This is a genomic window from Streptomyces microflavus (genome assembly GCF_014650075.1).
GTDB lineage: Bacteria > Actinomycetota > Actinomycetes > Streptomycetales > Streptomycetaceae > Streptomyces > Streptomyces microflavus.
This window is the reverse complement of sequence record NZ_BMUG01000013.1, coordinates 14642-35375: the sequence shown is the minus strand read 5'-3', so window position 1 is coordinate 35375 and position 20734 is coordinate 14642. Positions and strand designations below refer to the sequence as shown.

General features: G+C 71.8%; 16 protein-coding genes. 4 read left to right on the top strand and 12 right to left on the bottom strand.

Annotation, left to right across the window (positions count from 1 at the left end; translation table 11 throughout):
• Nucleotides 1–52 precede the first annotated feature (52 nt).
• Complete coding sequence (gene nrdR / locus IE264_RS31975; protein WP_015611907.1) at nucleotides 53–565, bottom strand: transcriptional regulator NrdR; 513 nt, start codon at nucleotides 563–565, stop codon at nucleotides 53–55.
• A gap of 478 nt (nucleotides 566–1043) precedes the next feature.
• On the opposite strand from nrdR, the gene lexA reads away from it, so the two are divergent.
• The gene (gene lexA / locus IE264_RS31970; protein WP_015611906.1) at nucleotides 1044–1841 is read left to right on the top strand and encodes a transcriptional repressor LexA; all 798 of its coding nucleotides are present in this window, start codon (nucleotides 1044–1046) and stop codon (nucleotides 1839–1841) included.
• Between the two features lie 94 nt (nucleotides 1842–1935).
• Here lexA and IE264_RS31965 read toward each other — a convergent pair whose 3' ends face one another.
• Genes IE264_RS31965 through IE264_RS31945 form a run of 5 tightly spaced genes read right to left on the bottom strand, consistent with a single transcriptional unit; the run spans nucleotide 1936 to nucleotide 10073 of the window.
• Nucleotides 1936–3906, bottom strand: coding sequence for an ATP-dependent DNA helicase (locus IE264_RS31965; RefSeq protein WP_032757106.1), 1971 nt, complete (start codon nucleotides 3904–3906; stop codon nucleotides 1936–1938).
• A gap of 38 nt (nucleotides 3907–3944) precedes the next feature.
• On the bottom strand, nucleotides 3945–5861 hold the full coding sequence (locus IE264_RS31960) for an IucA/IucC family protein (RefSeq protein ID WP_032757105.1): 1917 nt from the start codon (nucleotides 5859–5861) through the stop codon (nucleotides 3945–3947).
• A 60-nt stretch (nucleotides 5862–5921) separates the two neighbouring features.
• Nucleotides 5922–6692: a GNAT family N-acetyltransferase gene (locus IE264_RS31955; protein ID WP_015611903.1), complete on the bottom strand. Its 771-nt coding sequence runs from the start codon at nucleotides 6690–6692 to the stop codon at nucleotides 5922–5924.
• Between the two features lie 53 nt (nucleotides 6693–6745).
• On the bottom strand, nucleotides 6746–8650 hold the full coding sequence (locus IE264_RS31950; RefSeq protein WP_032757104.1) for an IucA/IucC family protein: 1905 nt from the start codon (nucleotides 8648–8650) through the stop codon (nucleotides 6746–6748).
• Between the two features lie 28 nt (nucleotides 8651–8678).
• Complete coding sequence (locus tag IE264_RS31945; protein ID WP_015611901.1) at nucleotides 8679–10073, bottom strand: diaminobutyrate--2-oxoglutarate transaminase family protein; 1395 nt, start codon at nucleotides 10071–10073, stop codon at nucleotides 8679–8681.
• A 356-nt stretch (nucleotides 10074–10429) separates the two neighbouring features.
• Between IE264_RS31945 and IE264_RS31940 the strand changes: the two genes are divergently transcribed.
• Both IE264_RS31940 and IE264_RS31935 read left to right on the top strand, forming a co-directional pair.
• Nucleotides 10430–11602 carry a trypsin-like serine peptidase gene (locus IE264_RS31940; RefSeq protein ID WP_031125832.1) on the top strand — a complete coding sequence of 391 codons (1173 nt, stop codon included), beginning with the start codon at nucleotides 10430–10432 and terminating at the stop codon, nucleotides 11600–11602.
• A 140-nt stretch (nucleotides 11603–11742) separates the two neighbouring features.
• The gene (locus tag IE264_RS31935) at nucleotides 11743–12192 is read left to right on the top strand and encodes an ATP-binding protein (protein WP_190167741.1); all 450 of its coding nucleotides are present in this window, start codon (nucleotides 11743–11745) and stop codon (nucleotides 12190–12192) included.
• An 89-nt stretch (nucleotides 12193–12281) separates the two neighbouring features.
• On the opposite strand, the gene hflX is transcribed toward IE264_RS31935, so the two are convergent.
• The 6 genes from hflX to miaA all read right to left on the bottom strand — a co-directional run bounded on the left by hflX (nucleotide 12282) and on the right by miaA (nucleotide 20298).
• Nucleotides 12282–13802: a GTPase HflX gene (hflX, locus tag IE264_RS31930; protein WP_015611898.1), complete on the bottom strand. Its 1521-nt coding sequence runs from the start codon at nucleotides 13800–13802 to the stop codon at nucleotides 12282–12284.
• 163 nt (nucleotides 13803–13965) lie between these two features.
• Entirely contained in the window at nucleotides 13966–15420 is a 1455-nt protein-coding gene (locus tag IE264_RS31925) for a M1 family metallopeptidase (protein ID WP_032757103.1), read from the bottom strand.
• Nucleotides 15421–15505: 85 nt separating this feature from the next.
• Nucleotides 15506–17662: a RelA/SpoT family protein gene (locus IE264_RS31920; RefSeq protein WP_032757102.1), complete on the bottom strand. Its 2157-nt coding sequence runs from the start codon at nucleotides 17660–17662 to the stop codon at nucleotides 15506–15508.
• Between the two features lie 208 nt (nucleotides 17663–17870).
• Nucleotides 17871–18743, bottom strand: a complete 873-nt coding sequence (dapF, locus tag IE264_RS31915) for a diaminopimelate epimerase (protein WP_015611895.1) — start codon at nucleotides 18741–18743, stop codon at nucleotides 17871–17873.
• 68 nt (nucleotides 18744–18811) lie between these two features.
• Nucleotides 18812–19252 carry a hypothetical protein gene (locus tag IE264_RS31910; RefSeq protein WP_032757101.1) on the bottom strand — a complete coding sequence of 147 codons (441 nt, stop codon included), beginning with the start codon at nucleotides 19250–19252 and terminating at the stop codon, nucleotides 18812–18814.
• Between the two features lie 107 nt (nucleotides 19253–19359).
• The gene (gene miaA, locus IE264_RS31905; RefSeq protein ID WP_032757100.1) at nucleotides 19360–20298 is read right to left on the bottom strand and encodes a tRNA (adenosine(37)-N6)-dimethylallyltransferase MiaA; all 939 of its coding nucleotides are present in this window, start codon (nucleotides 20296–20298) and stop codon (nucleotides 19360–19362) included.
• Between the two features lie 171 nt (nucleotides 20299–20469).
• On the opposite strand from miaA, the gene IE264_RS31900 reads away from it, so the two are divergent.
• The gene (locus IE264_RS31900) at nucleotides 20470–20727 is read left to right on the top strand and encodes an antitoxin (protein ID WP_015611892.1); all 258 of its coding nucleotides are present in this window, start codon (nucleotides 20470–20472) and stop codon (nucleotides 20725–20727) included.
• Nucleotides 20728–20734: the final 7 nt, after the last annotated feature.

Below are 20734 nucleotides of genomic sequence, written 5' to 3'. Positions count from 1 at the left end.
CCCGGTCACCGACCGGCGGAGTTACTGCCGGACGGTGACGGGCCGGTACCGCTCAGTCGGCGGCAATGGCAGGCGCGGGGACCTCAAGGGTCTCTCCGCTCCCGCAGTCCTCCACGGAGGGCCGCTGCGCGCGCAGCTCCACGATGGCGGCCTCGAAGTCTTCCAAAGAATTGAACGCCCGGTAGACGGACGCGAAGCGCAGGTACGCGACGAGGTCGAGCTCCTGCAGGGGGCCGAGTATGGCCAGACCCACGTCGTGGGTGGTCAGCTCGGCACTGCCGGTGGCACGCACCGCCTCCTCGACCCGCTGGCCGAGCTTGGCGAGAGCGTCCTCCGTGACGGGCCTGCCCTGGCATGCCTTGCGGACGCCGGAGATGACCTTGGTGCGGCTGAAGGGTTCGGTCACACCGCTGCGTTTGACGACCATCAGCGAGCAGGTCTCCACCGTGGTGAAGCGGCGGGAGCAGTCGGGGCACTGGCGGCGGCGACGGATCGACGTCCCGTCGTCGGTGGTGCGACTGTCGACGACCCTGCTGTCGGGGTGCCTGCAGAAGGGGCAGTGCATGGCTCCCAACCCTCCTTCACAGCACGACTGAATAGCCCCGTCGGCAACCCTCGCGGGCCCCTGGGAGGCAGTCCCCAGCATAGGCGATGGCCCTGGACTGGATGAACCCAGGACCACAACTTCTGGGTGGCCGGGACGATCCAACCACTAGATCTAGGGTTGAGTAGCAATTTCGACCCCACCGCGTGTCGCGCCCCGGGTACCGGCCGGGGGGAGCGCGGGCCAGGCAAGAGGGTACGGGAATCGCGCGGGCCGCGAGCCGCCGGGGCCCCGGGGCGCGGAACCGGATGAAAGACTGGACACAGCCTCGGCGAGGGCCCGCAGAACCCCGAACGCACCTTCCATCTCCGTGCTCATACACCTGCGGGAAGCATCGCGGCGGCCCTTTATTCGTTTTTCACTCGAACGTGTGTTTGGCGCAACCTTTCGAAAGCTACTACCGTTGTCCAGCTAGGGAGAACATTCGAGAGGGGCCGACGTGACCACGACCGCAGACAGTGCCACCATCACCGCCCGGGACCACCGCTCCCAGAGCCGACTTGAGCCGGTGCATGCCATGAATGACTCAGTCACGAACACGGACGGGCCCGAGCCCGCGCGACCCGGGCGCTCCTTGCCCGGGAGGCCGCCAGGGATCAGGGCGGACAGCTCGGGACTCACGGACCGGCAGCGGCGGGTCATCGAGGTCATCCGCGACTCCGTGCAGCGCCGCGGCTACCCGCCGTCCATGCGGGAGATCGGTCAGGCGGTGGGCCTGTCCAGTACGTCGTCCGTCGCCCATCAGCTGATGGCCCTGGAGCGCAAGGGCTTCCTCCGACGGGACCCGCACCGGCCCCGCGCCTACGAGGTGCGCGGATCGGACCAGCCCAGCACCCAGGCGACCGACACGACGGGGAAGCCCGCCGCCTCCTACGTTCCGCTGGTGGGCCGGATCGCCGCCGGTGGGCCGATCCTCGCCGAGGAGTCGGTCGAGGACGTCTTCCCGCTGCCGCGCCAGCTCGTCGGTGACGGCGAGCTGTTCGTCCTGAAGGTCGTCGGTGACTCGATGATCGAAGCGGCGATCTGTGACGGCGACTGGGTCACCGTGCGCCGCCAGCCCGTCGCGGAGAACGGTGACATCGTCGCCGCGATGCTGGACGGCGAGGCGACGGTCAAGCGCTTCCGCCGCGAGGACGGGCATGTGTGGCTGCTGCCGCACAACGCCGCGTACCAGCCGATCCCCGGTGACGAGGCGACCATCCTCGGCAAGGTGGTGGCGGTGCTGCGGCGGGTGTGAAGAGCGCCGGTCGCTGACCGCACGGATACGACGGAGCCCCGGGACGCTTTACGGCGATCCCGGGGCTCCGTCGTTGCCTATGACCCTCCCCCGCCTACTTGCCGTCCGCCTTGGCCAGGGCGTCGATCGCTGCGAGTGAACGGCGTGCCTGATGGGGATCCGTCGTGTACCAGAAGTCCGGCAGCGAGGCCCGCAGATAGCTGCCGTACCGCGCGCTGGCGAGCCGCGGGTCCAGCACGGCGACGACGCCCTTGTCCCCCGTGGCCCGGACGAGACGGCCCGCGCCCTGCGCCATCAGCAGCGCGGAGTGCGTCGCGGCCACCGCCATGAAGCCGTTGCCGCCGGCCTCCTCGACCGCCTTCTGGCGTGCGCTCATCAGCGGGTCGTCGGGCCGGGGGAAGGGGATCCGGTCCATGACCACCAGCTGACAGCTCGGCCCCGGCACATCGACGCCCTGCCAGAGCGAGAGCGTGCCGAAGAGGCAGGTCTCCGGATCGGCCGCGAAGTTCTTGATCAGCTCGCCGAGGGTCTCCTCGCCCTGGAGCAGGATCGGCTTGTCCAGCCGTCCCCGCAGCTCCTCGGCGGCCGCCTTGGCCCCCCGCATGGAGGAGAACAGCCCCAGTGTGCGGCCGCCCGCCGCCTCCACCAGCTCGGCGAGCTCGTCCAGCATGTCCGTGCGGGACCCCTCGCGCCCCGGGGTGTTCAGATGCCGGGCGACATAGAGGATGCCCTGCTTCGGATAGTCGAACGGGGAGCCGACGTCCAGCCCCTTCCACTGCGGGACGTCGTCGCCCGCGGTCCCTTCGGGGGCGAGCCCGAGGGACGCCCCCACCCCGTTGAAGTCGCCGCCGAGCTTCAGTGTGGCCGAGGTCAGGACCACGGAGCGCTCGGCGAAGAGCTTCTCGCGCAGCAGCCCGGAGACGGAGAGCGGGGCCACCCGCACGGAGGCGCCGAACCGGTCGTGCTGCTCGTACCAGACGACGTCGTACTCCGAGCCCTGGGTGATGCGCTCGGCCACGCCGTGGATCGACTCGACCGAGGCCAGGGCCTGCTTGCGGACCGCGTTCTCGTCCTCGACCGACTTGTCCCGGGTGGCACCGATCGCGGAGATCACCGTGCGGGCCGCGTCGCGCAGCGCCATCAGCGCGTACCCGAGGTCTTCGGGCACCTCCTCAAGACGCCCCGGCAGCGCCAGCTCCATCACGCGCTCGAACCCCTCGGCGGCGGTCTGGAGCGCGTCGGCGGCCTTCTCGTTGACCAGCTTCGCCGACCGGCGGACCGCCCGGTTGACCTGCGCCGGGGTCAGCTCGCCGGTGGCGACCCCGGTCACCCGGGAGACCAGCTCATGGGCCTCGTCCACGATCAGCACCTCATGCGACGGCAGCACCGGGGCGCCCTCGATGGCGTCGATCGCGAGCAGTGCGTGGTTGGTGACGACCACATCGGCGAGCTTGGCGCGCTCGCGGGCCGCCTCCGCGAAGCACTCGGCACCGTACGCACATTTTGTCGCGCCGAGGCACTCCCGCGAGGAGACCGAGATCTGCGCCCACGCCCGGTCCGAGACGCCGGGGGTGAGGTCGTCCCGGTCCCCGGTCTCCGTCTCGCTCGACCAGTCCCGCATCCGCAGCAGGTCCTGGCCCAGCTTGCTGGAGGGCGCCGCCGCCTCGAACTGGTCGAAGAGCCCGTCCTCCTCGTCCTGCGGGACCCCTTCGTGGAGCCGGTGGAGGCAGAGGTAGTTCGAGCGGCCCTTGAGCATCGCGTACTGCGGGCGCCGGCGCAGCAGCGGATGGAGGGCGTCCACCGTGCGCGGAAGGTCCCGCTCCACCAGCTGGCGCTGGAGGGCGAGGGTGGCCGTGGCCACGACGACCCGCTCCCCGTGCGCCAGCGCGGGCACCAGATAGCCGAGGGACTTGCCGGTGCCGGTACCGGCCTGGACCAGCAGGTGGGATTGGTCGTCGACCGCCTCGGCGACGGCCTCGGCCATGGCGGCCTGGCCGGGCCGTTCCGTACCGCCGACAGCGGTGACGGCGGCGTGCAGGAGCTCGGGGAGGGATGGCTTCGTCATAGCCCGACCACCCTACGGCGCACCACTGACAACGGCGATCACTCCTGGATCCGGGCGGAGGGGTGCAGCGGGTTGGGGACCGTGCCGTGGATCGCCGCGTGCGGGCGGCTGGAGCGGTCGCGGTAGCCGTCGACGTGCAGCCGGTTGCGGTTGAGACAGAGCCGTTCGATCTCGGGGGTGAGCATGTCGAACAGCTCGAACCGCTCCTTGAGCTCCGGGAAGCGGGCGTGGTGGCGGACGATCTCCGCCCGGACGAGTGACCAGAACTCGTCCTCGCTCACTCCCAGCTGCTCCTCGCAGAGCGGGGACAGGTAGCGGAAGACGCCGACGAAGAGTCCGGAGTGGATGAACTGGGTGAGGAAGGACGGCTCCTCGGTCAGGAGCACCGTGCGCACCTCGTCGGGCATGGTGTCGTGCTCCGGCAGCCGGTGGGCGCTGACGTTGACGTCGTCGACGAAGTCCTTGATCGCGAGGCGTACGGGCACGTCGTTCTCGTCGAAGACCACGATGGCGTTCTCGCCGTGCGGGGAGAACACCGTGCCGTAGCGGTAGAGGAAGTGCAGGAGAGGCGGCAGCAGGGCGGCGAAGAGGCGGGTGAGCCAGGCGGCCGGGGCGAGACCGGAGCGCTCGACGAGTTCGGCGGTGAACGCGCGGCCCGCCGGATCCGTATGGAGGAGGGAGGCGAGCGTGCGGGCGCGTTCACCCGGTGCCAGGCGGGGCGGCAGGGGCTCCCGCCAGATCGCGCCGAGGATCTCCTTGTACTGGTAGGGCGCTTCGGGGAGGTGGTCGTACAGCGGATGTTCCACGGCGACGGAGGCGACCTCGCCGAGGAGGATGACCCGGCAGGTGTCGCGCAGGAACGGATCGGCCTCGGCCAGGCCCTGGACCCAGGCGGTGACGGCGGGGGCGGCGAGGGTCCGCTCGGTCGGCAGGCCGCGCCAGACCAGGGTGTTGAGGATCGAGAGCGGCAGCTTCACCGTGTGCCGGTCGGGGCGTCCCACATTGGCGAACGTGCGGACGGACTGCTGCGGAAGGCGGGTGTCACCGTCGCTGTGCAGCGCCACGATGTCCCCGTCGGCGATGGCGGGGGCGAAGAGCGGAACGATCCATTCGTCCCACTGCCAGGGGTGTACGGGGAGGTAGAGATAGCTCGCGGGGTCGAGCCCCCGGGTGTGCAGTTCGGCGGCGAACGAGGCGCGGACGGAGGGGTCGAGCTCCTCGTCGTAGAGCTGCTCGGGGGTGGTGAGGCGGCCCACGCCCCGGTACTGCGCGATACGGGTGCTCACGGCGATCCACGGCAGCTGGAGGGGGCTGCGGGTCTCGGGGGTGAAGCGGGCCGTGTCGGCGGCGGAGAAGCCGAGCCGCCCCTTGCTCGCGACCAGCCAGGGGTGACCGGTCTGGTGTCCTTCGAGCTCCGCGTAGCCGACGTCGGCGAGCCGGGCGGCGGTGAGGGCGGTGTGGTCGAGCCGGGCGTCGGCGGAGAGCGTGTGGGTCAGCTCGCGGATGAGGTGGCCGAGGGTGGCGCCGTCGAGTCCGAGGAGGCCGCCGGCGCGGGCGAGGAACCGCAGCGGGTCGCGGAACGGCCGGGTCCCCTCGGACGAACCGTTGGAGGACGCGTTGTACGAGGGTGAACCGCCGGGCGAGGGCGAGCCGTTGGAGAGCGCGCTCACGGGCCGGTGGACCGTCACGACGGAGTCGGGGTCGACGCGCCAGCTGCCGTAGACGCCCCGGCGGGCCGAGAAGCGGAGCTCGGTCCCGTCGTCGAGCGGGAGCGCGTAGAGGCGGCCGTCGCCGGGCTGCCGTTCGGGCTCGATGATCTCCTCGTACGCGAACTCGCCGAGCATCTTGGCGAGCAGCCGCGCCGCGGCCCGGTCCCAGACCTGCCGGTTCAGCTCCGGGGGGTTGAGCAGAGGGTGGGGCTCGACTGAATCATGGCTCGCGGGATATGTCGGCACGGGGACTCCTCCGGGTGGAACCGATGGGGTTCGAGCGGTGTGGACGGTGCGGAGCGATGTTCACAGGTGATCACGGTACGTTCGGTCGCGGATCATGAGGGCGGCACGTTTGTCGGGGAGGTCCACTTCTGCGGAGAAGCGGAATCCGGCGCTCAGGAATGCCGATACGGACGGGGTGTTACGCAGATCCGGCTCGGCGACAACCCGGCCGCACCGCGGCAGGTTGTCCAGGACGAGGTCGGCGACGGCGCGCAGCAGGGTGGTGCCCACGCCCCTCCCCCGGTTGTTCACGCCCCCGATGAGGAGGTGGATCCCGGTGTCGTGGAGGCGGGCGGGATAGTGGCGGGCCAGCGGGTCCAGGTCGGCGCGGTAGATCTCCCAGTAGCTCATGGGGGTTCCGTCGAGCACGCCGAGACAGGGGATGGAGCGTCCGTCCCCGTCGAGCTGGGGCTTCAGGTGGTCCGCGGTGACGGATTCGGGTCCGGCGAGCTCCCAGAAGGCGGCGACCGCCGGGTCGTTCATCCAGCGGCTGAGGACGGCGAGGTCGCGCTCCGGGACCACCGGAACCAGCTGGAACACCCCGGCCTCGGTGGTAGCAGCGGGCCAGGTGGCCGGGTCACCGAGCAGTTCACCGGCAGGGCCGCGCCCTGTCGCCGCGGCCCTTTCGCGGTCCTCGCCGATGAGGGCCAGGAGCTCCTCGGTGAGCTTCAGGTCGAGGGTGTCCTCGGTGCCGGTGGCGGAGGGCGCGGCGGTGGCTCCCTGGTCGCCGGGCACATGGGCCGGTTCCGGAGGCGCCGCGTCGGATTCCGCGGGCGCGTCGGCGGGAGGCACGGTGACACTCTCCTCTCTGGAGCGGGTGGCCGGCGCGGTGGCGGCCGGGTCCCTCAGGCGTGCAGCGGGTTGGCGATGGAGACGTAGACGGACTGGGTGTCGACCGGGCCGACCAGCTCGTCGAGTCCGTGCAGCCGGGTCAGCAGGTTCGCCTTGCAGCGCAGTTGGCGGTGTTCCAGGAGATACGCGGGCAGGGGCGAGCCCAGTTCCGCGGTCTCGGTGAGGAAGTGACGGAGGACGGTGAGGAGGTCCTGTTCGTCGGCGAGGCGCTGGGCGCCGAACGCGCCGATGAGGCCGAGGACGTTGTTGATGCCCAGGTAGTAGGCGAACCGCTCGTCGGTGACCGGGTCGGAGACGAACGTGTCGCTGATAGCGCCGATGCCCGGAAGCCGCTGTTCCAGTTCGTCGCGGCGGGAGTCGCGGAAGTAGTAGCCCTGATTGTCCCGGTAGCGTCCGCCGACCGGCCAGCCGTCCGGGTCGAGGAGGACCAGGGTGTTCTGCTGGTGGGCTTCGAGGGCGACCCCGGCGTGGGCGTCGAGCCAGAGGACGGGGCGTACGACGCGGTCCAGGTAGCGGCGGAACCACTCGGCGGAGATGTCCGCGGCCGGGCGGCCGGTCCGTGCGGCCAGGGCGGCGACGGCCTCGGCGAGCCGGGAGCGCATCAGGGGCTGCCCGGGCCGGGGGCGTTGTGCGGTGAGTCCGGCGATGCAGACGGCGTCGTCGCCCGGGCCGAAGGGGTTCTGGCGGAGCATCACGTCGAGGCCGGTGACGGGGGTGCCCTCGGGGTCGTCGACGGCGAGCCAGGCGGGGTCGCGGACGATGTCGAACCCGGGGTGCTCCCGTTGCCAGCGCTCGGCCAGTCCGGTGGAGAGGAGGCGGTGGACCTCGACGCCGCGGTGCAGCTCCTTGCGGAGGTTCTCGCGGCGGGAGTTGGTGATGCGTACGCCGAGGGAGAGCTTGAGCATCACCCGGGCGCCCGGGCGGTGCACGGTGCGGATGGAAGAGGTGGGGTGCCAGTGCTCGCCGTGCGGGCCGAGGTCGTGCAGCAGGCCGGTCTCCTGGAGGGCCGCGACCTGCGGACGGCTCAGCAGGTCGGCGGCCTGCCAGGGGTGCAGCGGAAGGGCGGCGGTGCCGGGCGGCAGGCGCAGTCCCTCGCGGTGCGGGGCGATGAGCTCCTCGGCGGACGCCGTGCCGCCGTCGCTCCAGGCGGAGTCGGTGGCGGTCAGCGAACGGTCCACCGCGAACCAGTGGAGCGGGAAGGAGCCGTGGAGCTCCGGGGAGTAGCGCCGGGACTCCGCCTCGGAGAGCCCTTCGCGGCTCTTGGGGGTGGGGTGGAGCGGGTGGCCGAGGAGGAGGGACTGTTCGGCGGTGAGGAAGAGGTCGGCGTCGGCCGGGTCGGCGGGGCTGCGCCGCCGCTGTTCGACGAAGCCCGCGGTGTGGCGTACGGAGTCGGCGACCCTGGCGACCAGGTCGGCGGAGCCGTTGCGGTCGGCTTCCCGGCCGATGAGGACGGCGACGGTGACGGCGTCGGCGGGCGGGGCCTTCTCGGGGGCGCCTTCGAGGACCGGGGCGCCGAAGCGGTGGGCTCCGGTGGCGGACCAGTAGTGCACGGGGACGAGGAGGGCGGTGCCGGTGGCGGGGAAGTCGACGCGCAGGGTGTCGCCTTCGGGGCGGGGCAGGTCGTTCTCCCGGGTCCAGCACCGCAGGAGGCTCTCCGTGCCCGCGGCGTCGGCGGCCCGCAGCGGGTCCGGGTGGTCCAAGGGGTCCTGGCGGTCCGGAGAGTCCTGTCGGCTCAACAGGTCCTGCCCGTAGGAAGTGTCCAAGTCGCCCTCGTACGGAGCTTTCTGACGGGGCACGGTCGTCGTCGCCTCGACCGTGCCGGGGGCGGCCGGTCCGTCCTGCCCTCGGTGCTGGGGGGTGCCGGGGCCGTCGGCCTCGGACGCGGGGGTGGGGTTCACGGCGGTCTTCCTTGTGTGGTTCCGGGGATCAGGTGGTCAGCCCGACGGCGGCCCTGCGGTGCGGCGAACGCTCCGCGGCTGCCAGCGCGTCGGCCAGCCGGTCGACGACGGCGCTCGCCTGTTCGTCGGTGAGGGTGAGAGGGGGCAGGAGGCGGACCACGGCGCTCTGCCGGCCGCCCAGTTCGACGATGAGGCCGCGGTCCAGGCACTCCTGCTGGACGGCGCGGGCGAGGGCCGGGTCCGGTGGCGGGGCCGGGGCGTGGTCGTCGGCCTCGGCCGGCAGGGGCGCGGCTTCGGGGTCCACCAGCTCCAGGCCGATCATCAGTCCGCGCCCCCGTACGTCGCCGATCCCCGGATGGTCCGCCCGCAACTTCCGCAGGCTGTCGAGCATTCGGGCGCCCAACGCCGCCGCACGCTCCGCCAGCCCGTTCTCCCGGACGTACGCGAGGGTGGCCGCGCCCGCCGCCATGGCGAGCTGGTTGCCACGAAACGTACCCGCGTGGGCGCCAGGCTGCCAGAGGTCCAGCTCAGAGCGGTAGACGATCACCGCGAGGGGGAGGGAACCGCCGATCGCCTTGGAGAGGACCATGACGTCCGGCACGATTCCGCTGTGCTCGACCGCCCAGAAGGCACCGGTCCTGCCGACGCCGGTCTGCACCTCGTCGGCGATCAGCGGGATACCGCGGGCCCGGGTGATCTCGCGCATCCTGCGCAGCCAGGCGTCCGGGGCGGGGTTGACCCCGCCCTCGCCCTGGACCGGCTCCACGATCATGCCCGCCGGAGCCGGGACCCCGCCCTTCTCGTCGTCCAGCAGGTGTTCCGTCCACCGCGCGCCGAGGGCGGCGCCGCGCTCGCCGCCGACCCCGAACGGGCAGCGGTAGTCCTGCGGGAAGGGCAGCCGGGTCACCCGCACGTCCCGGGCGCCGCCGGAGGCCTCCAGCGCCCCGGCGGTCATGCCGTGGTACGCACCGGTGAAGGTCAGCAGGCCCTCGCGCCCGGTCGCGGCGCGGACCAGCTTGAACGCGGCCTCGACTGCGTCCGTACCGGCGGGGCCGCAGAACTGGATGCGGGCGTTGTCGGCGAACTCGCGCGGCAGGGTGGCGAACAGCTCGGTGGTGAAGGCGTCCTTGACCGGGGTCGCGAGGTCGAGGACGTGCAGGGGTGCTCCGGAGTCGATGACCTTGCGGATGGCTTCGAGGACGACGGGGTGGTTGTGGCCGAGCGCCAGGGTGCCCGCGCCCGACAGACAGTCCAGATAGCGCCGTCCGTCCGCGCCCTCGATGGTGAGCCCGCGCGCCCTGACCGGGACGATCGGCAGGGACCGCGCGTAGGTACGGGCGGCCGACTCGCGCAGCGACTGGCGGCGGAGGATGCCCTCGTGCGCGGGGGGCGGTACCACCGGAGCGGGTTCGGTCACGGACACGGCTCTTGATCCTCCTGCGGTAACAGTTGCGTTGCACGTCGATACGTTTTCGCGCGGACGGAGTGCGGGGGTGAACGCTGTCCCGGTGTCCCCCGTACGTACCAACGACGCCGGCCGCAAGGGATCACGGGTAAATCGGAACATCCTTGCGGAGACGGAACCGTGGACCTGCCGCGTGCCGTCCCCATCGGCACCGGCATAGTGGGGGCCGCACAGAGGGCCGGAAACAGCTGTCCTACGGCCCCGAAGTGTCCGAAAGCTGCACGGAGTACCGAGTGACGAAGTCCCAGGGGGATCACCAGATGCGACCCATTCGCCCGACCGACACCGCGCGCCGCGGCAGGCGCGTACGGCGCATGCCCTCCGGCGTGCTCGCCGCGACGGCGGCCGTCGCCGTCCTGGCGCTCACCGCCACCGCCTGCGGTCCGGAGGAGGACAACGCGGGCGGTACGACGCCCAGCGCCTCGGCCGACCCGTCGTCCGACGGCAAGGTCGTCATCCCGGACGATCTCAAGAACCGGCTCAAGGAGCACGGGATCGATCCGGACAAGTGGCGGGACGGCGAGTGGAAGAACTGGGACAAGGACAAGTGGCTGCGTGAGGCCAAGGACTTCGTCAACCCGGTCATCGAAGGCCTCTGGGACCCGGAGCGGATGCGGGAGGCCGACAAGCCCCCGGAGAACCCGGTCGACAACGACATCTCCGGTGACGACGGCGTGACGGACCCGACGCCCGCGCCCGTCCGGGCGGCCGGGGTGGCGACGCCGTACCACGACAGGGCCCCGGAGGCCGGGAAGCTGGTCTTCGACGGCCCCAAGGGCTCGATGGTCTGTTCCGCGACCGTGGTGAAGGACCCGGCGAACCCCGGCAAGTCCAACATGGTGTGGACCGCCGGGCACTGTGTGCACGCGGGCAAGGAGGGCGGCTGGTACCGCAACATCGCCTTCGTCCCGTCGTACAACAACGACGGCCTCTCGCCGGCGGAGCTGGACACCGCGCCCAAGGAGAAGGTCGCTCCTTACGGGGTGTGGTGGGGCCGGTGGGCCCAGACCTCCGAGCAGTGGATCGCCGAGGGTGCGTCGACCGGCGGGCAGGGCGCCCCGTACGACTTCGCGGTGCTGCACGTGGCGCCGGAGAAGGGCTCGACGGGCAAGTCGCTGGAGGAGACGGTCGGTTCGGCACTGCCGGTCGAGTTCAACGCTCCCGCCGTACCGCAGATCGCGTCCATGACGGCCGTCGGCTACCCGGCCGCGCCGCCGTTCGACGGCCAGAAGCTGTTCCGGTGCCAGGACAGGCCGGGCCGTCTTTCGGTCCGCCAGGACGAGCCGACGATGTACCGCATCGGCTGCACGATGACCGGTGGTTCGTCCGGCGGCGGCTGGGTCGCGGCCGGCCAGGACGGCAAGCCCGCCCTGGTCTCGAACACCTCGATCGGCCCGATCTCGGCGGGCTGGCTGGCCGGCCCCCGGCTCGGCAAGGAGGCCGAGGGCGTCTACCGTGCGGTCAGCGAGAAGTACGCGGGTCAGTAGGGCCACCAGCGCTCCGCGCCCGGCCGAGAGCTCCGGAACACCGTCCCGCCCTCCGGCGGGACGGTGTTCCGCGTTCCGGCGGGTACACGGAAGGCAACCGGGCGCCGGATCCCGTACGGCCACGACCGAGAGGCATGGCGATGACCGATTCCACGATGAGGGCGGTGGGCTGGGCGCAGTCCTTCCCCATCTCCCAAGGAGTGCGGGCGGGGCGGCACTGGGCGCGGGAGCACCTCGAATCACTGGAGTGGGCCGAGAAGGCGCCCGACACCGTGGATTCGGTGCTCATCGCCGTCTCCGAGCTCATCACCAACGCGCACAGGCACGCCCACAGCGACGCCCAGCTCGTTCTGACCTGGGACAGCGCGTGCCTGCATGTGAGTGTCCACGACTCCAGCCCGCAGCCGCCCGCTCCGCGCGACGCCGGCCCCGGCGCACTCGGCGGCCGGGGTATGGCCATCGTCGACGCGCTGGCCGACAGCTGGCAGCACCATGCGCAGCGGGACGGCAAGACCGTGACCGCGTGTTTCGTGCCCCCGGGGTACGGGAACGCCGGGGGCGGCTCCGGCACGGCGGGCGACGGTGCGTAGTGACCCCGTGAACGAGGCACCGTGAACGACGATGCCCGACCGGGGGTCCCGGTCGGGCATCGTCGTTCACGGCCTGCGCCGTGCGGTGATCAGTGCGCGGCGGGGACGAACGTCCCCAGCTCCGCTGCCAGTTCCTCGTGGACCTGGGCCTTGAGCAGGGTGCCGTCGGCGGTGTGCTCCTCGGAGAGGACCTCACCCTCGGCGTGCACCCGGGAGACCAGGGCCCCCTGGATGTACGGCACGAGCACCTCGATCTCGACGGACGGGCGCGGCAGCTCGTCGTCGATGAGCGCGAGCAGCTCGTCGATTCCGGCACCGGTCCGGGCCGAGACCGCGATCGCGTACTTCTCGTTGCGCAGGAGCCGCTGGAGGACCAGCGGGTCCGCCGCGTCCGCCTTGTTGATCACGACGATCTCGCGCACATTGACCGCGCCGACGTCCCGGATGACCTCGCGCACCGCGGCGAGCTGCTCCTCCGGCACCGGGTGGGAGCCGTCCACCACGTGCAGGATGAGATCGGACTCGCCGACCTCCTCCATCGTGGAGCGGAACGCCTCGACGAGGTGGTGCGGCAGGTGCCGTACGAACCCGACGGTGTCGGCGAGGGTGTAGATGCGGCCGCTCGGTGTCTCGGCCCGGCGCACGGTCGGGTCCAGGGTGGCGAACAGGGCGTTCTCCACCAGGACACCGGCTCCGGTGAGGCGGTTGAGCAGCGAGGACTTGCCCGCGTTGGTGTATCCGGCGATGGCGACGGAGGGCACCTTGTTGCGCTTGCGCTCCTGCCGCTTGATCTCGCGGCCGGTCTTCATCTCCGCGATCTCCCGGCGCATCTTCGCCATCTTCTCGCGGATCCGCCGCCGGTCCGTCTCGATCTTGGTCTCACCGGGACCACGCGTGGCCATGCCGCCACCGCCGCCGGAACCGGCGCCACCCATCTGACGGGAGAGCGACTGACCCCAGCCGCGCAGCCTCGGCAGCATGTACTGCATCTGTGCCAGCGAGACCTGCGCCTTGCCCTCCCGGGACTTGGCGTGCTGGGCGAAGATGTCGAGGATGAGGGCGGTCCGGTCGACCACCTTCACCTTGACGACGTCTTCCAGGTGGATCAGCTGGCCCGGGCTGAGCTCACCGTCGCAGACGACGGTGTCGGCCCCGGATTCGAGGACGATGTCCCGCAGCTGCAGCGCCTTGCCGGACCCGATGTAGGTCGCCGGGTCGGGCTTGTCGCGCCGCTGGTACACCGCGTCGAGCACTTGTGCGCCCGCCGTCTCGGCGAGTGCGGCGAGCTCCGCGAGGGAGATCTCCGCGTCGCGCACCGTCCCCGAGGTCCAGACACCGACCAGCACGACGCGCTCCAGGCGCAGCTGTCGGTACTCGACCTCGGTGACGTCCTCGAGCTCCGTGGAGAGACCGGCGACGCGCCGCAGGGCGGCACGCTCGGAGCGGTCCAGCTGGTCGCCGTCGCGCGCTCCGTCGATCTCCTGGCTCCAGGCGACGTCCTCTTCCATCAGGGCGTCGGCCCGAAGGCTCTCGGTGAGGCTCTCGGGGGTGTTCTCCGTGGCGCTCTGCGCGTCCTGCGCGTCCTGGGGAAGGGAAGAAGAGGAGGTCATTGGATCCTTACGTCGATAGAAGTCTTTACGCCAGTCACAACGTGTGATGTGTCCGGATGATTCCCGGCCGTGCCCGCCAGGGGTTTCCGGTGCTCTCCGCCGTGCCGACGTGTCGATAGTGGCACGGCCCCGCCGGGCCCGTCACTGGGGTTTTCCCCAGGCTTCAGGGGGTGACAGCGGGCTCGGCCGCACTCCAGTCGGGGTGTCCGGGCATCGGCGGTGTCTTCTTCCCGTACAGCCAGCCGTCGAAGAAGGCCGTCAGGTCGCGTCCCCCGATGCCGGACGCCAGCCGGACGAAGTCCGCGGTGGTCGCCGTACCGTCCCGGTGGATCCGGACCCAGGCGCGCTGCAGCCGGTCGAAGGCGGCCGCGCCGATCTCCTGGCGGAGGGCGTAGAGCACCAGGGCGCTGCCGTCGTAGACGACGGGCCGGAACAGGGAGAGCTTCTCCCCCTCGGCCGGGCCGTCCGGGTGCGCGGGCGGGCCGCCGTTCGCCCGCCAGCCGTCGGAGAGCTTGTACGCCTCGCGCATCCGGCGCTCCAGCGTCCCTCCGCCGTTCTCCTCGGCGTACAGGGCCTCGTACCAGCTGGCGTGACCTTCGTTGAGCCAGAGGTCGGACCAGGAGGCGGGCGTGACGCTGTTGCCGAACCACTGGTGGGCCAGTTCGTGGACCATGACGGAGTCGACGTACCACTCGGGGTAGGCGGGCTCGGTGAAGAGGGACCTGCCGAAGAGCGAGATGGTCTGGGTCTCCAGTGCGAAGCCGATGCGGCTGTCGGCGACGAGGACTCCGTACGTCTCGAAGGGGTAGCGGCCGACCCGCCGCTCCATCCACTCCAGCTGGGCGGGCGTCTTCTTCAGCCAGGGCTCCAGCTTCTCGCGGTCGGCGGCCGGGACGACGTCGCGCAGCGGGAGTCCGTGCGGTCCTGTGTGGTGGTGGACGGCGGACCGGCCGATGGAGACCTGGGCGAGCTCGGTGGCCATGGGGTGCTGGGTGCGGTAGGTCCAGGTGGTCGTGGCGCCGTTACGGGTCCGGCCGGCGGGCAGTCCGTTGGCGACGGCCGTGAGGTCCTTGGGCGCGGTGATGCGGAAGGTGAAGTGCGCCTTGTCCGAGGGGTGGTCGTTGCTGGGGAAGACCCGGTGGGCGGCGTCGGCCTGGTTGGCCATGGCGAGGCCGTCGGCGGTTCGGATCCAGCCGCCGTTGCCCGCGGTTCCGGCCGGGTCGCTGGTGTGGTGGACCGTGATGTTCAGGGGCGCGCCTTCGGGGAGGCGGCGGGGGGCCTGGACGACCAGGTCCTCGTTCTTGCTCCCGAAGTCGGCGGCCAGCCCGTTGACCTCGACGCCCTGGACGGTGCCCCGGGCGAAGTCGAGGTTGATGCGGTCCAGCGGTGCGGTGGTTCGGGCCCTGATCTTGGTGACGGCGTCCAGGGGCTTGGTGTTGCTGCCGTGGTAGGTGAAAGCGATGTCGTACGTGAGGACGTCGTAGCCGGGGTTGCCCAGCTCGGGGAAGAGCCGGTCACCGATGCCGAGGGGCTCGGGTGCGGGCAGGGCGGCGGCGACGAGGGTGAGCGACGCGGTGGCCAGGAGGGCGGCCCGCAGGCGGCGGGAGAGGTGCGGCATGGACTACCGCTATCAGCGCCGGGCGCTCTCCCGGTGGTGCCGCGCGCCGCACCACCCGAACGAGGCGGCCTCCCCGGGGCGGTGCTCAGCCGGTGGCCGCCGGGTGCTGGGCGCGGCTGACGTCGTAGACCCCGGCGACCTCGCGCATGGCGCGCATCAGGGCGGGCAGCCCGGCGGCGTCGGGGAGCTGAAGGGTGTAGGTGTGCCGGACGCGCTGTTCGCTGGGCGGTTCGACGGTGGCGGAGACGATCGCCGCGTCGGCCGTGGCGATCGCTTCGGTGAGGTCGGCGAGGAGCCGGGGGCGCCCGAAGGACTCGGCGACGAGCGTGACCCGGCAGGCAGCGGGGTCGCTCCAGCCGTCCTCGTCGCGCCAGCGGGCGGCGACGGGGGCGCGGCCGATCTCCCGCATCCGGGCGACGGCGGGACACTCCTGGCGGTGCACGGTGACGGCGCCGCCCCGGACCACGATGCCGACCACCTCGTCCGGGGGCACCGGCGTACAGCAGCCGGCCAGGCGGACGGGGCTCTCGGGGCCGTCCACGACGACGTTGGCGGCGCGCACGCCGGACCGGGTGCGGGCGGGTGCGGCGGACTGCGGGTTGTCGGCCGCAGGCTCCGTACGGCCGTCGGCTCCCCCGGCCTCCGGGCCCGGGGCGTCGGGGTGGGCGGAGAGCCAGCCGGTGATCGCGATGCGGGCCGCGGGGGTACGGGCGTGGTCGAGCCACTCGGGGGACGGGCCGGAGGCGGTGTCCTGGGCGAGCAGCAGCTGCACGGTGTCCCCGTCGCTGAGCTGGGTGGAGAGGGTGGCGAGGCGGCCGTTGACGCGTGCTCCGATGCAGGCGTGCGCCCGCTCCCCGTGCTGGGCGTAGGCGGCGTCGATACAGCTGGCCCCGGCGGGCAGGCCGAGGGTGCCGCCGTCGGTGCGGAACACGGTGATCTCGCGGTCCTGGGCGAGGTCGGCGCGGAGCGTGGTCCAGAAGGTGTCGGGGTCGGTGGCGGACTCCTGCCAGTCCAGCAGCCGGGAGAGCCAGCCCGGCCGGGTCGGGTCGGCGCGCTCGTCGGACGGTTCGGTCTGCTGGGCGGCGCCGTCGTGGGCGGTGGTCGCGTCAGGGGCGTACGGGTTGCCCAGGGCGACGACGCCCGCCTCGGCGACCTTGTGCATCCGGTGCGTACGGATGAGGACTTCGGCGACGGCGCCCTCGGGGCCGACGACGGCGGTGTGCAGCGACTGGTACAGGTTGAACTTGGGGGCGGCGATGAAGTCCTTGAACTCGGAGATCACCGGGGTGAAGCAGGTGTGCAGCTCACCGAGGACGGCGTAGCAGTCGGCGTCCTCGCCGACCAGGACGAGCAGTCGGCCGAAGTCGGTGGGGCGCAGTTCGCCGCGTTTCCTGCGGACCCGGTGCACGGAGACGAAGTGGCGGGGCCTGATGAGGACTTCGGCGCTGATGCCCGCTTCCCGCAGGGTGGCCCGGACGCAGTCGGCGATGGCGCCCAGAGGGTCCTCCTCGCCGGCGGCGGACGCGATGAGGGCGCGGGTGTCCGCGTACTCCTCGGGGTCCAGGATCGCGAAGACCAGGTCTTCGAGCTCGGTCTTGAGCGCCTGTACGCCGAGCCGTTCGGCCAGCGGGATGAGGACGTCCCGGGTGACCTTGGCGATCCTGGCCTGCTTCTCGGGGCGCATCACGGTGAGGGTGCGCATGTTGTGCAGCCGGTCGGCCAGTTTGATCGACATGACCCGGACGTCGTTGCCGGTGGCGACGAGCATCTTGCGGAAGGTCTCCGGCTCGGCGGCGGCGCCGTAGTCGACCTTCTCCAGTTTGGTGACGCCGTCGACGAGATAGCAGACCTCCTCGCCGAACTGGTCCCGCACCTGATCGAGGGTCACCTCGGTGTCCTCGACGGTGTCGTGGAGAAGGGAGGCGGTCAGGGTGGTGGTCTCGGCTCCGAGCTCGGCCAGGATCAGGGTGACGGCCAGCGGGTGCGTGATGTACGGCTCGCCGCTCTTGCGCATCTGGCCCCGGTGCGAGGACTCCGCGAGGACGTAGGCGCGGTGGAGGATGCCCAGGTCGGCGTCGGGATGGTGGGCCCGGTGCGCGTCGGCGACATGGCCGATGGCGTCGGGCAGCCGGTCGCGGGAAACCGGGCCGAGCAGCGCCACCCGGCCCAGTCTGCGCAGATCGATCCTGGGCAGGCTCCGCCTGCGGGGCACAGCGGCGGGATCGGCGGCCTCTGCACTCATGGGCACCTCCGGCGGAGTCGACCGGCGGTGGGGAGAGGCGGACGCTTCTCCGGGCCGGTGCTTGATGCTATCGACCCCACCACGTGGCGCAGTCCGGCTCTCGCCCAGCGTGAAACGGATCACCCATTCGAGCGAAGCTCCGACCGACCACGGTTTCGAACCGGGAGCCGCCCGGCCCTCGGCGCTCGGCCGATGAGCCGCCCGGCGCTCAGCCGCCCGCCGCTTCGAGCCAGGCCGGGTCGATGGTGCCCTCGGCGACGATCACCGCGGCGCCGGTCATGTCCACCGCGCCGTCCGGGTGCTCGGTGATGGTCAGGGTGCCGCCGGGGAGGTCCACCGTGTACGTCGCGGGGAGCCCGGTCACCGCCGGGTCCGTGCCGTCCCGGCGGGCGGTGGCGACGGCCACCGCGCAGGCGCCGGTGCCGCAGGAGCGGGTCTCGCCGGAGCCGCGCTCGTGGACGCGCATGGCGACATGGCGCGGGCCCCGGTCCACGACGAACTCGACGTTGACGCCGTCGGGGTAGACCGCGGCGGGGCTGACCGGAGGGGCGGAGAGGAGATCGCCGGCGTGGGCGAGGTCGTCGACGAAGGCGACGGCGTGCGGGTTGCCCATGTTGACGTTGCGGGAGGGCCAGCTGCGCTCCCCGACGGCGACCGTGGCGCTCTCCTCGGGCAGCACGGCACGCCCCATGGAGACGGTGATGTCGCCGTCCTTGGCGAGGTGCACCTGCTTGATGCCGCCCCGGGTGGCGACGGCGAGGCCGCCCTGCTCGACGAGCCCCTCGCGCTGGAGGTAGTGGGCGAAGACGCGCACCCCGTTGCCGCACATCTCGGCGATCGAGCCGTCCGCGTTGCGGTAGTCCATGAACCACTCGGCCTCGGCGGCCATGTCCTGGGCCTCGGGGTGGGCCGCGGAGCGGACGACGTGCAGCAGGCCGTCCCCGCCGATACCGGCCCTGCGGTCGCAGATCCGGGCGACGACGGAGGCGGGCAGCGCGAGGGCGTTGTCCGGGTCGGGGACGATCACGAAGTCGTTCTCGGTGCCGTGACCCTTGAGGAAGGTGATCTGCGAAGTGCTCACACGGCAACTGTACGAGCCATCACCGACAGTCCGCGATGCCGGACACCCCCGGGCACCCCTGGAACGGCTCAGCGCAGGCGGGCCACGCGCCACACGGCGAGGGCGACCAGACCACCGCCCAGTGCGACGTACAGCGCGATCACCCGCCAGTCGAGACGGTCGCCCGAGCCCCTGGCCGGCAGGCCGGGCCAGGTGTGGCCGACGCGGCGGGCCGCCATCATGCCCCAGCCGGCCGCGCAGCAGCTGATCAGAAGGCCCAGCATGGCGACGACGGCACCGCCGTCACCGAACTCGAAGGCAAGCGGGAAGGCGAACATCAGTGAGCCGACGGCGGCCAGCATGATGATGGGCGCGAGCTGCCAGATCCGCAGTCTGCGGGCGGGCCTGAGCTCGACCTCGACCTCCGGGGCCACGTCCTGCTCGTCGGGCCCGTCGGGACTCAGCCGCCCCGCGGTCTCCTGCGGTGGCGGTACGTCGTGCTGCTCCGTGTCGCGAGGGCCGGCCTCCATCGCCACGCGCCCTCCCAACTAGGACTCCACTGGTGGATCGATGCTCGATGATGGCACGATCACGGGCGCCGAATTGACGGGCGGAGCGTCCCGATGCCATCACGTGATCAGGCTGTGACCGCTCGTTCGATCAACGTCAGCGCCCGGTGCGGGAGTTCCTCCCGGTCACGCTGTCCGCCGCCGAGCCACCGGACGCGCGGGTCGCGGCGGAACCAGGAGTCCTGACGGCGCGCGAAGCGTTTGGTGGCGCGCACGGTCTCGGCCCGCGCCTCCTCCTCGGTGCACTCCCCCGCGAGCGCCGCGAGGATCTGCTGGTAGCCCAGCGCCCGTGAGGCGGTGAGGCCCTCGCGCAGCCCGCACGCCTCCAGGGCGCGCACCTCGTCCACCAGGCCGGCCTCCCACATCCGGTCGACGCGCAGGGCGATGCGCTCGTCCAGCTCGGGGCGGTCGACGTCGACGCCGATCTGCAGGGCGTCGTAGACCGGCTCGTCGCCGGGGAGGTTGGCGGTGAAGGGCTTGCCGGTGATCTCGATGACTTCGAGGGCGCGGACGATACGGCGGCCGTTGCTCGCGAGGATGGAGCGGGCGGCGCCGGGGTCGGCGGCGGCGAGCCGCTGGTGCAGGAAGCCGGAGCCCCGCTCGGCCAGCTCCTGTTCGAGGCGGGCGCGCACCTCGGGGTCCGTACCGGGGAACTCCAGGGCGTCGATGGCGCCCTTCACGTACAGCCCGGAGCCGCCGACCAGGACGGGCGTGCGGTTCTCGGCGAGCAGCCGGTCGATCTCCAGCCGGGCGAGGCGCTGGTACTCGGCGACGCTGGCGGCCTCGGTGACGTCCCAGATGTCGAGCAGACGGTGGGGGACGCCCGCGCGCTCGGCGGGCGTCATCTTCGCCGTACCGATGTCCATCCCGCGGTAGAGCTGCATGGAGTCGGCGTTGACCACCTCACCGCCGAGCTGCTGGGCGAGGAAGACCCCCAGATCGGATTTTCCGGCCGCGGTGGGGCCGACGACGGTGATGACGCGGGGGGCTGAAACGGGACGGTTCACCGGGACAGTCTCCCAAATATCCGTGCCCTTCCCGCCCACGCCCGGGGGAACCGGATGGGCGCTAAGAGAACGCTAAAGGGCGAGTAAAGTCGGCAGGAAGGGACAGGTGACGGACAATGGGGGCGGGAGAACGCTCCCGCAGACAGTCCTCACTGCACGGAAGGTGACCCAATGGGGTTCCTGGACAACCTGAAGGCCAAGCTGGGACCGGCCAAGGAAAAGGTCGGCGACCTCGCGCAGCAGCACGGGGGCAAGATCGAGCAGGGCCTCGACAAGGCCGCGCGCACGGTCGACCAGAAGACCAAGGGCAAGTACAGCGACAAGATCGACACGGGTACGCGCAAGGCCAAGGAAGCCGTGGACAAGCTGGGCCAGAAGGACGGCGGCACCCCCGGCACCACCCCGCCCCCTCCGCCGCCCGCTTCCTGATCTGACA

Excerpts from the sequence above, each read along its gene's own strand:
- nrdR (WP_015611907.1), bottom strand. The coding sequence starts at position 565 with ATGCACTGCCCCTTCTGCAGGCACCCCGACAGCAGGGTCGTCGACAGT.
- IE264_RS31965 (WP_032757106.1), bottom strand. The coding sequence starts at position 3,906 with ATGACGAAGCCATCCCTCCCCGAGCTCCTGCACGCCGCCGTCACCGCT.
- IE264_RS31940 (WP_031125832.1), top strand. The coding sequence starts at position 10,430 with ATGCCCTCCGGCGTGCTCGCCGCGACGGCGGCCGTCGCCGTCCTGGCG.
- IE264_RS31935 (WP_190167741.1), top strand. The coding sequence starts at position 11,743 with ATGACCGATTCCACGATGAGGGCGGTGGGCTGGGCGCAGTCCTTCCCC.
- hflX (WP_015611898.1), bottom strand. The coding sequence starts at position 13,802 with ATGACCTCCTCTTCTTCCCTTCCCCAGGACGCGCAGGACGCGCAGAGC.
- IE264_RS31925 (WP_032757103.1), bottom strand. The coding sequence starts at position 15,420 with ATGCCGCACCTCTCCCGCCGCCTGCGGGCCGCCCTCCTGGCCACCGCG.
- IE264_RS31920 (WP_032757102.1), bottom strand. The coding sequence starts at position 17,662 with ATGAGTGCAGAGGCCGCCGATCCCGCCGCTGTGCCCCGCAGGCGGAGC.
- IE264_RS31910 (WP_032757101.1), bottom strand. The coding sequence starts at position 19,252 with ATGGAGGCCGGCCCTCGCGACACGGAGCAGCACGACGTACCGCCACCG.
- IE264_RS31900 (WP_015611892.1), top strand. The coding sequence starts at position 20,470 with ATGGGGTTCCTGGACAACCTGAAGGCCAAGCTGGGACCGGCCAAGGAA.